We start from the raw sequence: 13,689 nt of genomic DNA, 5'->3' as shown, positions 1-13,689 counted from the left end.
CTTTGCCTCGTCTGAAGAATCCCGGAGAAGTGTCATGGGTGCTACAGCATTGAAATCCGTTTTACCACGGGAGCTGCTCGCTTCCGTGGTCGTGTTCCTGGTGGCCCTGCCCTTGTGCATGGGAATCGCAATCGCGTCCGGCATGCCACCTGCCAAGGGCTTGATCACGGGCATTATCGGTGGGCTTGTTGTCGGTTGGCTGGCCGGTTCGCCCTTGCAGGTCAGTGGTCCGGCGGCAGGTCTGGCGGTACTGGTGTTCGAGGTGGTGCGTGAGCACGGGATGGCGATGTTGGGGCCGATCCTGTTGCTGGCCGGCCTGCTTCAATTGTTGGCCGGGCGATTCAAGCTGGGCTGCTGGTTCCGCGTCACAGCACCTGCCGTGGTCTATGGCATGCTCGCCGGTATCGGCGTTCTGATCGTTCTGTCACAGGTGCATGTGATGTTCGACAGTGGTCCGAAGCCTTCCGGGCTGGACAACCTGGTCGGCTTCCCGGCGACGCTGGTTCAGGCCATTGGTCCAGGATCAGGCATGCAGGCCGGTATGTTGGGTCTGGGCACGATTCTGATCATGTGGGGTTGGGACAAGCTTCGTCCCAAGTCGCTGCGCTTCGTGCCGGGCGCACTGCTCGGCGTGGGTATCGCGACGGGCATCAGCCTGTTCATGGCACTGGATGTCAAACGTGTGCAGGTGCCTGAAAACCTCTCCGACGCCATCGACTGGCTGCGTCCTGCTGACCTGATGAACCTGGCCGACCCTGCGATCCTGATCGCTGCCATTGCCGTGGCCTTCATCGCCAGTGCCGAAACATTGCTCTCGGCCGCAGCGGTCGACCGCATGCACAGTGGCGTGCGTTCGGACTTCGACAAGGAACTGAGTGCCCAAGGCGTGGGTAACATGCTGTGTGGCCTGTTGGGTGCCCTGCCGATGACGGGCGTGATTGTACGCAGCTCGGCCAACGTTCAGGCCGGCGCCACGACGCGGTTCTCGACAATTTTTCATGGCCTGTGGTTACTGGCGTTCGTTCTGTTGCTGTCCAGCGTGCTGCAGAGCATCCCGGTTGCGAGCCTTGCAGGTGTACTGGTGTATACCGGCCTGAAACTGGTCGATCTGAAGACCTTCAAGGGGCTGGGCCGCTACGGTCGCATGCCGATGTTTACGTACGCGGCAACGGCGGGCGCGATCATCTTCACCGACCTGTTGACCGGTGTACTGGTCGGCTTTGGCCTGACGCTGGTCAAGCTGGCGCTCAAGGCTTCGCGTCTGAAGATCAATCTGGTCGAGTTGCCGGTCAAGGGCGAGTACGAGTTGCGTCTGGTCGGGGCGGCCACCTTCCTCAAGGTGCCTGCGCTGACTCAGGTCCTGGGCACTGTGCCGGTGGGCAGCACCTTGCATGTACCACTGAGCAATCTGTCCTACATTGATCACTCCTGTCTGGAGCTGCTGGAAGACTGGGGACGTGCCAATGCCGCTCACGGTACGAAGCTGGTGATCGAACCTCGTGGCCTGAAGCGTCGACTTGAAGGAAGGGTGTACACCAACACGGGGATCGGCTCAGGCGTTGCCTGATTCAATCAGTGGTTGATGGGGCACACAGGGGCCGATGGGTCTTCGCGTAACAGCGGAGCACCATCCGGCTCCTTCCTTTGCGGCGAAGACATGAAATTCGGCGGCGAATCAGGCCCCGGAACGTTCCAGTTCCAGACCGATTCCCAATTGACGTGACAGGCTAGGCCAGCGCTTCCAGGCGGCCTCCGTGTCAGGGCTGATCAGTTTCTCGCGGTAGGCTTCGACCGAGTCGAGCGCGAAATCCTCATCATTCAGCAATTGATCCACTGCATGGTGGACGGCCTCGTCCAGCTGGTTGGCGAACTGTTCACCGATCAACTGGTGAGCGATCACGCTGGCCACCGTGGTATTGGACGGAATCAGCGGCTGGCCGAAGTGCTTGATGTACAGGTCATTCACTTCCTCGACCAGACGATGGGCCAGATACGCTTCATCCAGCAGGCTGTCGAGCCCTTCATGCCCTTGCATGATGTCAGGTGGAGCGGTGAAAAAGTGCTCGGCAATCTTGAGCACCGGTGTGATCTGCCCTTCGATACCGGCCTCGATTGCAACCTCGTGGGCAGCGTCCAGCACGTCAGGGACCAGATCGATGTAGGCGGTGACGAAGCGCGTCAGTGCGCCTTGTGCGTCAACTTCGGGAAGGTGAATGGCAGGGTGAAGGTGCGGAAGCTGGGTTTTAAGCCGTTGCAACAGGTGGCCGGTCTCGACCTCGTGCTGTTGTGCTCGTTGTATCTGCTCGCGCAATGCGGCCGTATTCATGAGGGTGGGGGCTCCTGAAAGCATATAACCAGGGAGGGTTCATTGATCAAGGTCATACGTTAGCTTGATTAACTAAATACCTCAGACGTTTTTGTCATAACCGTTTCATATTTATATGTATTGGATCTTAAAACATCCATTTTGGCTTGCAGCGAGGGTTTGACAGGCAAATCCGCACACTATTTGTCGGGCGCACATTCATCCGGCGCTGCGTTGCGTCGCCTGATCGGTGCCTATACTCGATCTCTGACGACATTGGCGTGTGACCCCATGGTCATGGTCTTGCAGTCGGTGGCCCACTCGACCATCCGGGGCGGCCCGCCAGCAGCCCTGTCACGCCTTCAGTACGCCACCGCACGTGGAGTGAGTCGCGCATGAGCCAGCCTGTGTCTCAGAAACGCCTTATTACCCGCCTGTTGCTGCTGGTGGTGGCCATGTTCGCGTTCGGTTTCGTGCTGGTCCCGCTGTACGACGTGATGTGCAAAGCATTCGGTATCAATGGCAAGACCGGCGATCAGCATCAGGGCACGCAAGTCATCGATAACACACGTCAGGTGAAGGTGCAGTTTGTGTCGTCCAATGCGGCCGACATGGTCTGGGCGTTCTACCCCACAAATGCCCAGCTGGAGGTTCATCCGGGCGCGATCAACGAGATGATTTTCATCGCGCAGAACCCGACCGACAGGCCGATGAAAGCCCAGGCGGTACCGAGCATTTCGCCGGGCCAGGCTGCGGCCTACTTTCACAAGACCGAGTGCTTCTGCTTCACGCAGCAGGTATTGCAGCCGGGCGAGCGGATCGAGATGCCGGTGCGTTTCATTGTCGATCGCGACCTGCCCACGGAGGTGAAGAGCCTGACGCTGGCTTACACGCTGTTCGACATCACCGATCGCCAGAAGCCTGCTGTGCCAACAGTCAAAAGGCTGGAGAGAGCGGTGGTCGAAGGCCATATGACCCTCCTGCCGGGTTGGACCTTTCTGTTCTTTCAGGTTGAAGCGTACATCCATGCGTATCAGGAACTTGAGCCTGAGTGGACGTCTGGAGCAATCGTGATGATGCAGTGAAGGCAGGTCTGGCCCCGCGGCCAGACTGGGGGCTGTGATGAATCGCTTCGCAACGGGGCTTTGGCCGACACGGGTTGTGCTGCTTTCCCTGCTGTTCGCGCCGGGTTTGCGCTTCCTGCAAGGGAGCTGGGTGCTGTACCGTGGCACTCGACCGCACGCCGCGATCGGCACGTTCAAGTACTCTGTGTGGTACTTGTTTTGCTGTTCATCGCCCTGCTCGCCGCTCATTACTGACTGTTGATGCCATGACCCGAACCCAGAAAACCGTTTTCATCCTTGTCGCTGTCGTCGCCCTGATCATGGGCCTGACCATCAACCGCGTGCTGTCCGGCAAAGGTCCGGGTGATCAGACGGCGCTGATCGATGCAGGCGTGATCCTGTTACCGCAAAGCCGCACGCTGCCAGCGTTGAGCATGACCGATCAGAACGGCGCGCCCGTGGCGATCAATGCGTTGAAGGACAAATGGACGCTGGTGTTCTTCGGCTACACCTATTGCCCGGACATCTGCCCCACCACGCTGGCGCAGCTACGTGACATCAGAACGAAGCTGCCGCAGGAAGCAGTCGACAACATGCGCGTGGTGCTGGTCAGTGTCGACCCCAACCGCGACACGCCGCAGCAGCTCAAGCAATACCTGGGGTATTTCGACCCGCGCTATATCGGCCTGACTGCGCCGGTGGCGGATATCCAGAAACTGGCCAGCGCGCTGAGCATTCCGTTCATTCCGGCAGACACCAGCAAGCCGGGTTACACGGTCGATCACAGCGGCAACCTGGCCCTGATCGGCCCGGACGGCAGACAGCACGGCTTCATCCGCTCGCCGCTTAGCGCGCAAAAGCTGGTGGCGCAGTTGCCGGGGCTGCTGGAGCGGGATTGAGGTGTGGTGTCTGACTGAGCGCATACCCTGTGGGGGCCTCACCACGTCTTCGACGTAGCGCTGTCGCGCATCAAACTCAGTGGGAGCGGACCGGGCGGCGGTCCGCTTGTCCGCGAAAACGCCATTACATCCGACGAATATTCATCGACTGAACGACAGCATTCGCGGACAAGTCCGCTCCCACAATCCCGTGTTTGCTGTGAGACAGCGCCGCCCCGAAGAGGCGGCGGTATCTCCCACTGTTCGTTGGCATACAGCGGTCAGGGGGTTGTACCGATCAGAACGCCGGAACCACAGCGCCTTTGTATTTCTCGATCAGGAAAGCTTTAAGCTCCGGGCTGTTCAGCGCGGCGACCAGTTTCTTCATGGCGTCCGAGTCCTTGTTGTCCGGGCGGGCAACCAGGATGTTGGCGTAAGGCGACTCGGCACCTTCGATGATCAGCGCGTCCTTGGTCGGATCCAGCTTGGCGCTCAGCGCGTAGTTGGTGTTGATCAGCGCCAGATCGACCTGGGTCAGCACGCGGGGCAGCGTGGCGGCTTCCAGTTCGCGGAATTTCAGGTCTTTGGGGTTGTTCACCACATCCGACGGCTTGGACAGAATGCTGGTCGGATCCTTCAGGGTGATCAGGCCAGCCTTGGCCAGCAGCAACAGCGCACGGCCTTCATTGGTCGCGTCGTTGGGCAGTGCGACGTTTGCACCGTTTGGCAGCTCATCCAGCTTCTTGAACTTGTCCGAGTAGGCACCGAACGGCTCGACGTGAACCTTGGCCACGGCCACCAGATCAGTGCCCTTGCCCTTGTTGAACTCATCCAGGTACGGCTGGTGCTGGAAGAAGTTGGCGTCCATACGCTTCTGCGACACCTGCACGTTCGGCTGGATGTAATCGTTGAAGACCTTGATGTTCAGGTCCACGCCTTCTTTGGCCAGCGTCGGTTTAACGAACTCCAGGATCTCGGCGTGTGGCACGGCCGAGGCTGCAACGGTCAGGGTTTCGTTGGCCTGTGCGGACAATGCGGTTACAGCGGCCAGTACGGCCAATAGCTTCTTCATGCAACAACTCCTCTGAGGCCCGCCTGAGGCAGGCCGATGCCAACTGATTCGATCAACGGTGTGTGAAGTGCGCGACCAGTCTGTCGCCGACGGTTTGCAGGATCTGCACCAGCACCAGCAACAATACGACCGTCACAAACATCACATCGTTCTGAAAACGCTGGTATCCATAACGAATGGCCAGATCACCCAGCCCGCCTGCACCGACAGCACCGGCCATGGCGGTGAACGACACCAGGGCAATGGCCGTCACCGTGATCGCTGCAAAAATGCCAGGCCGCGCTTCAGGCAGCAGCGCTTTGAGGATGATCTGTCGGGTCGTGGCGCCCATGGCCTGTGTGGCTTCGATGATGCCGCGATCCACTTCACGCAGGGCGGTTTCCACCAGACGCGCGAAGAACGGTGTGGCGCCTGCAATCAGCGGCGGTAACGTCCCCAGAATGCCCAGCGACGTGCCGGTGATGATCTCGGTCAGCGGCATCATCACGATCAGCAGGATGATGAATGGCAAGGCGCGCAGCATGTTCACGATCAACCCCACCGTGGCGTACAGCTGCTTGTGTTCCAGCAACTGGCGCGGCGAGGTCAGGAACATCAGCACGCCCAGCGGCAGGCCGAGCAGGATGGTGAAGCCCAGCGAAATACTCAGCATGATCAGCGTGTCGCCGGTGGCGACCCAGATCTCGTACCAGTCGACGTTGGAGAACAGGTTCAGAAAAGCGTCCATCAGCGCAGCACCTCCATGTGAACGTCCGCGGCGGTGAAGCGTGCGAAGGCAGCGTCCATGTCGCCGCCGGTGATGGCCAGCGTCAATTGCCCGTAAGGCGTGTCCTTGATGCGGTCGATACGACCGGCCAGGATGCTGTAATCAACGCCGGTTTCCCGCGCCACGGTGCCCAGCAGCGGCGCGTAGGTGGCTTCGCCCTGGAAGGTCAGGCGCACGATGCGGCCCTCGACATGAGCGAAGTCATCGCGTTGCTCGTTTTCATCGATCTGTTCGTCTTCCTGCACGAAGCGCTTGGTGGTGGGGTGTTTCGGGTGCAGAAACACATCGGCTACGTTGCCCTGCTCGACAATCACGCCTGCGTCCATGACCGCCACCTGATCGCAGACGCGACGAATAACGTCCATCTCGTGTGTGATCAGCACAATGGTCAGTTTCAGTTCGCGATTGATCTCGGCCAGCAATTGCAGGACCGACGCCGTTGTCTGCGGGTCCAGCGCGCTGGTGGCTTCGTCACACAACAGAATCTTCGGTTTGGTGGCCAGGGCGCGGGCGATGCCGACGCGCTGTTTCTGGCCGCCTGACAATTGCGCCGGGTACTTCCTGGCGTGATCGGACAATCCCACCCGCTCCAGCAACTCGGCTACACGCTGATCGATCTGGCTGCGCGGCATGTCGCCTGCCAGCGTCAGTGGCATGGCGACGTTGTCGGCCACGGTCTTGGAGGCCAGCAGGTTGAAGTGCTGGAAGATCATCCCGACCTGCTGGCGAAAACGCCGCAGGCCATTGGCGTCCAGCGCGGTGACGTCTTCACCGTCAACCACGATCTGTCCGCCGCTGGGCGTTTCCAGACGGTTGATCAGGCGCAGCAGGGTGCTTTTGCCTGCGCCGGAATGGCCGATCAGACCGAACACCTGGCCGTCTTCGACGCGCAGGCTGGTGGGGTGCAGGGCCGGAATTTCCTTGCCTGACACCCGATAGGTTTTGTGGACGTTATGAAACTCGATCACGGAGCGAACCTTGTGGGGGCGCGTTAAAAAATCAGCGCAGCGGACAGTGCCCGCTTGCTTCGTTACCTCGGCCGGATTGAGCCGGGCGCGCATTTTAGCCTGTCCGGCTGGCTGTGCTTAGCATTAATTTGCAGACCAACCTGCCTAACGGACATAACGCGACCATTGGTGCCAAAGGTCAAAAAATAAACGGAACGGCTATTTTCTACCCCGGTCACTTTAGGGATACCGTGATTTCCCGCGCACGTCAGGGAGGTCGTATTCAGCGAACCCAACTCAATGATTGGGTCGAAAATGAGGATTTTTTCTGATGGCTGACAAGAAAACACCGGTTACCGGAACGCCCAAAAGCGAACTCGCCGGCACCGACACACTGGATCGTGGCAACACCAACGCCAAGCTGGACAGCCTTGAGCAGTTCCGTTCCGACGCCACTCAACAGGCACTGCGCACCAATCAGGGTGTGAAGATTGCCGACAACCAGAACACCCTCAAAGTCGGCAGCCGTGGCCCATCGCTGCTTGAAGATTTCATCATGCGTGAAAAGATCACGCACTTTGACCATGAGCGCATCCCAGAGCGTATCGTCCACGCCCGCGGTACAGCGGCGCATGGCTATTTCCAGACGTATGAAGATCAGGGCGCGCTGAGCAAGGCAGGTTTTCTGCGTGATCCGGGCCAGAAAACCCCGGTGTTCGTGCGTTTCTCGACGGTGCAGGGGCCGCGCGGCTCAGGCGACACCGTACGTGACGTGCGCGGCTTTGCGGTCAAGTTCTACACCAACGAAGGCAACTTCGACCTGGTCGGCAACAACATGCCGATCTTCTTCATTCAGGACGCCATCAAGTTCCCGGACTTCGTGCATGCCGTGAAACCTGAGCCGCACAATGAAATCCCTACCGGTGGCTCGGCGCATGACACCTTCTGGGACTTCGTCTCGCTGGTGCCGGAATCTGCACACATGGTGCTGTGGACCATGTCCGATCGTGCCATTCCGAAAAGCCTGCGCACCATGCAGGGCTTCGGCATTCACACCTTCCGCATGATCAACACCGAAGGCAAATCCAGCTTCGTGAAGTTTCACTGGAAGCCCAAGTTCGGCGTCTGCTCGCTGGTCTGGGACGAAGCCCAGAAGCTGGCTGGCAAGGACACTGACTTCCACCGCCGCGACCTGTGGGAGTCCATCGAGATGGGCGACTACCCGGAATGGGAGCTGGGCGTCCAGATCGTGTCCGAAGAAGACGAGCATAAGTTCGACTTCGACCTGCTGGACCCGACCAAGATCATTCCCGAAGAGCTGGTGCCAGTGACGCCGCTGGGCAAGATGGTGCTCAACCGCAACCCGGATAACTATTTTGCCGAGACCGAGCAGGTCGCGTTCTGCCCGGGCCACGTGGTGCCAGGCATCGACTTCTCCAACGATCCGCTGCTGCAAGGCCGTCTGTTCTCCTACACCGACACGCAAATCAGCCGTCTGGGTGGACCTAACTTCCACGAGATCCCGATCAACCGTCCGGTATCGCCCAACCACAACGGCCAGCGTGATGCGCAGCATCGCACCACCATCAACAAGGGCCGCGCCTCCTACGAGCCGAACTCCATCGATGGCGGCTGGCCGAAAGAAACACCAGCAGCAGCCGTCGATGGCGGTTTCGAGACATATCCTGAGCGCGTCGAGGCGCACAAGGTGCGTGAGCGCAGCGAGTCGTTCGGTGATCACTTCTCCCAGGCCACGCTGTTCTTCAACAGCATGAGCCACCACGAGAAAGAGCACATCATCGCGGCTTACAGCTTCGAGTTGGGCAAGGTCGAGCGCGAGTACATCCGTGCCCGTCAGGTCAACGAGATTCTGGCCAATATCGATCTGGAACTGGCCAGCCGAGTCGCGGCGAACCTGGGGCTGCCAGCGCCGACCAAGGGCACTGTGGCAGTACGCAAGACGTCGTTGAAAGAGTCGCCAGCGCTGAGCCAGGACAATTTGCTGTCGGGCGATATCGTGTCGCGCAAGGTTGCAATCCTGGTGGCCAACGGCGTGGACGGCAAGGCTGTCGAGGCCATGAAAGCGGCACTGGAGGCCAAAGGCGCACACGCCAAGGTGCTCGGTCCGACGTCTGCACCGGTCAAGACGGCCGATGGCAAAGACCTGCCAGTCGATGCCTCGGCCGAGGGCCTGCCATCGGTAGCGTTCGATGCGGTGTTCGTGCCGGGCGGGGCTAAATCGGTGGAAGCGTTGAGCACCGATGGTGTGGCGCTGCACTTCATGCTGGAAGCCTACAAGCACCTCAAGGCCATCTCGCTGTCCGGGGAGGCCAAGGAGCTGCTCAAGCTGTTGCGCCTGGAAGAAGATGCGGGTCTGCTGTGTGTGTCGGATAGCGCTTCGTTCGAAGCGTTCTTTGACGCCATGGCACAGCACCGTGTCTGGGCGCGTGAGCCGAAAGCCAAGGCTGTTCCGGCTTGAGGATCTAGCTCGCTGAACAAGCCCGCGCACAGCGCGGGCTTTTTCATGGCCCTACGGAAAGCATTCCGCGTAGTGCCTCAAAGGCGTTATCAGGACCTGGCTGGCGTCAGCACGATGTAGGCCTGTTCCTTGCGATTGATCTGGCGGCTCATGTCCAGTTCAAAGTCCTGATTGATCTTCACCACGCGTTTGGCCAACAGCGTTGCCAGCCACGGGTAATCATCCGTGCGCGGAACGACCAGCAGCACTTCGCAATTAAACGCTACGGTATCTGCCGCGATGTCATCCAGTTGCCGACGCAACTGTGGCATGTCGCCGATCTTCAGGTCGATGGTGGTACTCAACGCCGACGGATCAATCAATTTCGCCACGCGACGCGCTTCGGCTTCGCGCAGTTCAGCCTCTGCCTTTTCCAGCTCGGCCTTGCGTGCATGTGCGATGGCGCCGTTCACGCCGCTGGTGAGCGCAGGTGCTTTTGGCATCAAGGCACGGGCGCGGCTCAAGGCATTGGCCGCTGCATTCATATCGCCCTTCTGCAGACCGATCTGACTGCGGCTCAGGTAGGCTTCGGCCAGCCGACGCTGAAAGGCTTCCAGACGAATGTCGGTAGGCGCCGATGCCTGCAGCGCAGCGAGTTGGTCTTCGGCCGTCGCCAGCTCATTGCTGGTGATGCTTTGATCAAGCTGCGCGAAGCCGCTCAGCGGCGCCTCGGCCACAGGCGTATCGACCGTTGGCGCACTCTGACAGGCACCCAACAGGATGGAAAAGGCGATCAGCAGCAGATGGCGTGGGGCGAACGGCTTCATTCCTGCGATTCTCTAGTTTGCGCAAAAAACGAGCAAGTCTACACCGCTCGCCTGGGGAGAACAAAGCTGAGCAAGAACAACGCCGCAGCGGATACCACTATAGACGGTCCGGCCGGGGTGTCCTTGAACCACGATAACGATAGCCCAATACACACCGCCGTCACGCCCAGCAGGCTCGCGCCGAGCGCCATCTGCTCAGGGGAGCGTGCGTGACGTTGTGCCGCAGCCGCCGGAATGATCAGCAGCGAGGTAATCAACAGCACACCGACGATTTTCATCGCCACGGCGATCACCACCGCAATCAACAGCATCAGCGCCATGCGCAGCGCAGCGACCGGCAGGCCTTCGACCTTTGCCAGCTCTTCATGCACGGTCACCGCCAGCAGCGGTCGCCACAGCGTCACGATCATCACCAGCACCAGGGCGCTGCCGCCCAGAATCCAGGCCAGATCGGTCGGACTGATCGCCAGCAGGTCGCCGAACAGATACGCCATCAGGTCGATACGCACTTCGTGCATGAAGCTGAGCACCACCAGCCCGAGCGACAAGGTACTGGGCGCAAGAATCCCCAACAGAGTGTCCGACGCCAGCGGCTGGCGCTGTTGCAGGGTGACCAGCACCACCGCCAGCAGCAGGCAGCCACAGGTCACGGCAATGGTCGGGCTGACATCCAGCAGAAAGCCCAGCGCCACGCCCAGCAAGGCGGCATGAGAAAGGGTGTCGCCAAAATACGCCATGCGCCGCCAGACCACGAACGACCCCAAAGGGCCTGCGACTACGGCCAGGGCAACGCCTGCGAGCAAGGCATACAGTAGAAAATCAGCCATGCTTGCAGCTGTCTCCATGAACATGAGTGTGGGAATGCGGTGCCGGGTTGGCGGCATCACTCACGACTTCGCCATGCAGATCATGGGCGTGGTCGTGATGGTGGTGATAGATCGCCAGACTCTGCGCGTTCTTGCCGAAGAGTTCGACGAACGCCGGATCGTGACTGACCTGCTCGGGGTGGCCGGAACAGCAGACATGGCGATTCAGGCACACGACCTGATCGGTCGTGCTCATCACCAGATGCAAGTCGTGAGACACCATCAGCACGCCGCATCGATGGCGGTCGCGCAAACGGGTGATCAGGCTGTACAGCTCGGCCTGGCCCGCCACATCGACGCCTTGCACCGGCTCGTCGAGCACCAGCAGTTCAGGCTCGCGCAGTAACGCGCGCGCCAGCAGAACACGCTGCATCTCGCCACCGGAGATGCCCTGAAGCGGGCTGTCGATAACCTTTTCGGCCCCGACCTCTTCCAGCGCGGCCAACGCTGCTGCGCGGTCCACGCCGGGAACCAGACGCAGGAAACGCAACACGGACAATGGCAGGGTCTGGTCGATATGCAGCTTCTGCGGCATGTAACCGATACGCAGTTTAGGCTTGCGCCACACGCTGCCGGAGTCAGGCTTGAGCAAGCCGAGAACCGCGCGCACCAGCGTGGTCTTGCCTGCGCCGTTGGGGCCGATCAGGGTCACGATCTCGCCGGGTTTGACGCTCAGCTGGATGTTGTCCAACACGTTTTGCCCGGACAACGTAACGGCAACCTTTTCCAGACGAATCAGCGCATCACTCATCAGGCGGCCTTGCAGCCAGCGCAGATTCCGACGATTTCGACCGTCTGGCCTTCGACCTCGAAGCCGACTTCGACGGCCGCATTGACGACGGCATTGCTGATGGCCGGGTGCTGCAGCTCGATGGCGGCGTGGCACTCGCGGCAGATCAGGAACTGGCCCTGATGCGCGTGGGTCGGGTGGTTGCAGCCGGTGAAGGCATTGAGCGAGGCGATTCGATGAACCAGGCCGTTTTCCAGCAGGAAATCCAGGGCGCGGTAAACCGTCGGCGGTGCAGCGCGACGACCATCTTCTTCGCTCAGGACCGCGAGGATGTCATAGGCACCCAGCGGCTTGTGACTTTGCCAGACCAGCTCCAGCACGCGGCGACGCAACGCCGTCAGGCGCAGGCCTTGTCGGGTGCAAAGCGCATCGGCTTCGGCAAGGGCCGAATGCACGCAGTGGGAGTGATCATGGGGGCGACTAGCCAGGGGAGTATTGGGCATGAGCAGCGACGATATTTGCCAGAGACGTTATTATGTTACCTGTTCCCGCCCGATATGAGTGTTTTACGTGCGCCGTCTTCTTAACCTTTTTGTCGTTTTGTGGGCCAGTCTGCTGGTCGTTCCTTTCGCTCAGGCCGAGGTCAAAGTCCTCACCAGCATCAAGCCGCTGCAACTGATTGCCGCGGCTGTGCAGGATGGCGTCGGTTCGCCCGAAGTGCTGTTGCCGCCCGGCGCGTCGCCCCATAACTATGCGCTGCGGCCATCCGACGTACGGCGTGTGAGGGACGTTCAGTTGCTGTACTGGATCGGTCCGGACATGGAAACCTTCCTGCCGCGTGTCCTTCAGGGCCGCAAGCTGCCATCGGTGGCTGTGCAGACATTGCCTGGCATGCATTTGCGCCATTTCGGCGAGGACAACGCGTCTCACGATGACCATGATCATGGCGACGATCATGGCGCCGACGAGCACGACCACGATCACATGCCTGGCAGCCTGGATTCACACCTGTGGCTCTCGACGGTCAACGCCCGGGTGATCGCCGCGAAGATGGCGGCCGATTTCGGCGCAGCCGATCCTGCCAACGCAGCGCGCTACACCGGTAACGCCCAGGCATTCGCCAAGCGTCTGGATGCGCTGGACAGTCGCCTCAAGGCTCAACTGAGCGCGGTGTCAGGCAAGCCGTTTTTCGTGTTCCACGAAGCGTTCGATTATTTCGAAGAGGCTTACGGGCTCAAGCACACCGGCGTATTCGCCATCGCGGCTGAAATCCAGCCCGGTGCCCAGCACGTCGCGGCGATGCGTGAGCGCTTGAAAGAAGCCGGTAAAACCTGCGTGTTCAGCGAGCCTCCGCTACGGCCACGTCTGGCAGAAACCCTGAGCGCCGGCCTGCCGGTCAAACTGGCTGAGCTGGACGCATTGGGCGGTTACACGCCCGCGACCGCGCAGGGATATGAGCAGGTGGTGCAGAAGCTGGCGGATGATCTGAGCGGTTGCCTGTCGGGGGTTTGAACAGCAACTGATCATACCTACGCTCCGCGCTCTGAATGCATACCCGGTGGGAGGTGGCTTGCCGGCGATGGCTTCTGTTCAGTCACCGATGTGTCACTTCAGAAACCGCATCGCCGGCAAGCCGCCTCCCACAGTCTGTGTGCTGTAGCAAGACTTGTGTGTAGCGCTGAGCGCGTCGCGTGTGCATGCAGTCCGTGACACACAGGTCCTGAAAAAGCGCAAAGCGGGCCACAGCTGAAGCGTCTGACTGAATGCAGTCCCCGT

General features: G+C 60.3%; 12 protein-coding genes and 2 pseudogenes. 6 read left to right on the top strand and 8 right to left on the bottom strand.

Annotation, left to right across the window (positions count from 1 at the left end):
- Nucleotides 1-34 precede the first annotated feature (34 nt).
- On the top strand, nt 35-1,567 hold the full coding sequence (locus H8S56_RS23675; protein WP_024685324.1) for a SulP family inorganic anion transporter: 1,533 nt from the start codon (nt 35-37) through the stop codon (nt 1,565-1,567).
- Between the two features lie 108 nt (nt 1,568-1,675).
- Here the strand turns inward: H8S56_RS23675 and H8S56_RS23670 are convergent, their stop codons facing one another.
- On the bottom strand, nt 1,676-2,326 hold the full coding sequence (locus H8S56_RS23670) for a hypothetical protein (RefSeq protein WP_187519940.1): 651 nt from the start codon (nt 2,324-2,326) through the stop codon (nt 1,676-1,678).
- A 374-nt stretch (nt 2,327-2,700) separates the two neighbouring features.
- On the opposite strand from H8S56_RS23670, the pseudogene H8S56_RS23665 reads away from it, so the two are divergent.
- From H8S56_RS23665 to H8S56_RS23655, 3 genes and pseudogenes are all read left to right on the top strand, one after another.
- Nucleotides 2,701-3,228: pseudogene (locus H8S56_RS23665) on the top strand (cytochrome c oxidase assembly protein); the annotation flags it as partial.
- A 259-nt stretch (nt 3,229-3,487) separates the two neighbouring features.
- Nucleotides 3,488-3,624 (top strand): annotated as a pseudogene (locus H8S56_RS23660) (heme o synthase); the annotation flags it as partial.
- Nucleotides 3,625-3,635: 11 nt separating this feature from the next.
- A complete protein-coding gene (locus tag H8S56_RS23655; protein WP_187519938.1) occupies nt 3,636-4,268 on the top strand; it encodes an SCO family protein in 633 nt (210 codons plus the stop codon).
- 277 nt (nt 4,269-4,545) lie between these two features.
- On the opposite strand, the gene H8S56_RS23650 is transcribed toward H8S56_RS23655, so the two are convergent.
- The 3 genes from H8S56_RS23650 to H8S56_RS23640 are packed head-to-tail and all read right to left on the bottom strand — an operon-like array spanning nt 4,546 to nt 7,053.
- The gene (locus H8S56_RS23650) at nt 4,546-5,319 is read right to left on the bottom strand and encodes a MetQ/NlpA family ABC transporter substrate-binding protein (RefSeq protein WP_024685628.1); all 774 of its coding nucleotides are present in this window, start codon (nt 5,317-5,319) and stop codon (nt 4,546-4,548) included.
- 52 nt (nt 5,320-5,371) lie between these two features.
- Complete coding sequence (locus H8S56_RS23645) at nt 5,372-6,046, bottom strand: methionine ABC transporter permease (RefSeq protein WP_024685629.1); 675 nt, start codon at nt 6,044-6,046, stop codon at nt 5,372-5,374.
- On the bottom strand, nt 6,046-7,053 hold the full coding sequence (locus H8S56_RS23640; RefSeq protein WP_024685630.1) for a methionine ABC transporter ATP-binding protein: 1,008 nt from the start codon (nt 7,051-7,053) through the stop codon (nt 6,046-6,048). Before H8S56_RS23640 ends, H8S56_RS23645 begins: the two co-directional genes overlap by 1 nt.
- A 310-nt stretch (nt 7,054-7,363) precedes the next feature.
- Here H8S56_RS23640 and katE point away from each other — a divergent pair, with 310 nt between their 5' ends.
- Complete coding sequence (katE, locus tag H8S56_RS23635; RefSeq protein ID WP_187519937.1) at nt 7,364-9,511, top strand: catalase HPII; 2,148 nt, start codon at nt 7,364-7,366, stop codon at nt 9,509-9,511.
- An 89-nt stretch (nt 9,512-9,600) separates the two neighbouring features.
- Here katE and H8S56_RS23630 read toward each other — a convergent pair whose 3' ends face one another.
- From H8S56_RS23630 to H8S56_RS23615, 4 genes are read right to left on the bottom strand one after another with little or no spacing between them, the layout of a single operon-like run.
- Nucleotides 9,601-10,317 (bottom strand): PA5502 family lipoprotein, encoded by a 717-nt coding sequence (locus H8S56_RS23630; protein ID WP_024685632.1) that lies wholly within the window; start codon nt 10,315-10,317, stop codon nt 9,601-9,603.
- A gap of 38 nt (nt 10,318-10,355) precedes the next feature.
- Entirely contained in the window at nt 10,356-11,144 is a 789-nt protein-coding gene (gene znuB / locus H8S56_RS23625; protein WP_024685633.1) for a zinc ABC transporter permease subunit ZnuB, read from the bottom strand.
- Nucleotides 11,137-11,934 carry a zinc ABC transporter ATP-binding protein ZnuC gene (gene znuC / locus H8S56_RS23620; protein ID WP_187519936.1) on the bottom strand — a complete coding sequence of 266 codons (798 nt, stop codon included), beginning with the start codon at nt 11,932-11,934 and terminating at the stop codon, nt 11,137-11,139. The genes znuB and znuC overlap by 8 nt, the downstream gene beginning before the upstream one ends.
- Nucleotides 11,934-12,416: a Fur family transcriptional regulator gene (locus H8S56_RS23615; protein ID WP_024685635.1), complete on the bottom strand. Its 483-nt coding sequence runs from the start codon at nt 12,414-12,416 to the stop codon at nt 11,934-11,936. The genes znuC and H8S56_RS23615 overlap by 1 nt, the downstream gene beginning before the upstream one ends.
- A 67-nt stretch (nt 12,417-12,483) precedes the next feature.
- On the opposite strand from H8S56_RS23615, the gene znuA reads away from it, so the two are divergent.
- Nucleotides 12,484-13,425 carry a zinc ABC transporter substrate-binding protein ZnuA gene (gene znuA / locus H8S56_RS23610; protein WP_187519935.1) on the top strand — a complete coding sequence of 314 codons (942 nt, stop codon included), beginning with the start codon at nt 12,484-12,486 and terminating at the stop codon, nt 13,423-13,425.
- The last annotated feature ends 264 nt before the right edge of the window (nt 13,426-13,689 follow it).

It is taken from the genome of Pseudomonas triticifolii (assembly GCF_014358015.1).
GTDB classification, from domain to species: Bacteria; Pseudomonadota; Gammaproteobacteria; order Pseudomonadales; family Pseudomonadaceae; genus Aquipseudomonas; species Aquipseudomonas triticifolii.
Note: the sequence above shows the minus strand (reverse complement) of the source record. Positions and strands in the feature narration are given on the sequence as shown.

Excerpts from the sequence above, each read along its gene's own strand:
- H8S56_RS23630 (WP_024685632.1), bottom strand. The coding sequence starts at position 10,317 with ATGAAGCCGTTCGCCCCACGCCATCTGCTGCTGATCGCCTTTTCCATC.
- H8S56_RS23615 (WP_024685635.1), bottom strand. The coding sequence starts at position 12,416 with ATGCCCAATACTCCCCTGGCTAGTCGCCCCCATGATCACTCCCACTGC.
- katE (WP_187519937.1), top strand. The coding sequence starts at position 7,364 with ATGGCTGACAAGAAAACACCGGTTACCGGAACGCCCAAAAGCGAACTC.
- H8S56_RS23650 (WP_024685628.1), bottom strand. The coding sequence starts at position 5,319 with ATGAAGAAGCTATTGGCCGTACTGGCCGCTGTAACCGCATTGTCCGCA.
- znuC (WP_187519936.1), bottom strand. The coding sequence starts at position 11,934 with ATGAGTGATGCGCTGATTCGTCTGGAAAAGGTTGCCGTTACGTTGTCC.
- znuB (WP_024685633.1), bottom strand. The coding sequence starts at position 11,144 with ATGGCTGATTTTCTACTGTATGCCTTGCTCGCAGGCGTTGCCCTGGCC.
- H8S56_RS23670 (WP_187519940.1), bottom strand. The coding sequence starts at position 2,326 with ATGAATACGGCCGCATTGCGCGAGCAGATACAACGAGCACAACAGCAC.
- H8S56_RS23675 (WP_024685324.1), top strand. The coding sequence starts at position 35 with ATGGGTGCTACAGCATTGAAATCCGTTTTACCACGGGAGCTGCTCGCT.
- H8S56_RS23655 (WP_187519938.1), top strand. The coding sequence starts at position 3,636 with ATGACCCGAACCCAGAAAACCGTTTTCATCCTTGTCGCTGTCGTCGCC.
- H8S56_RS23645 (WP_024685629.1), bottom strand. The coding sequence starts at position 6,046 with ATGGACGCTTTTCTGAACCTGTTCTCCAACGTCGACTGGTACGAGATC.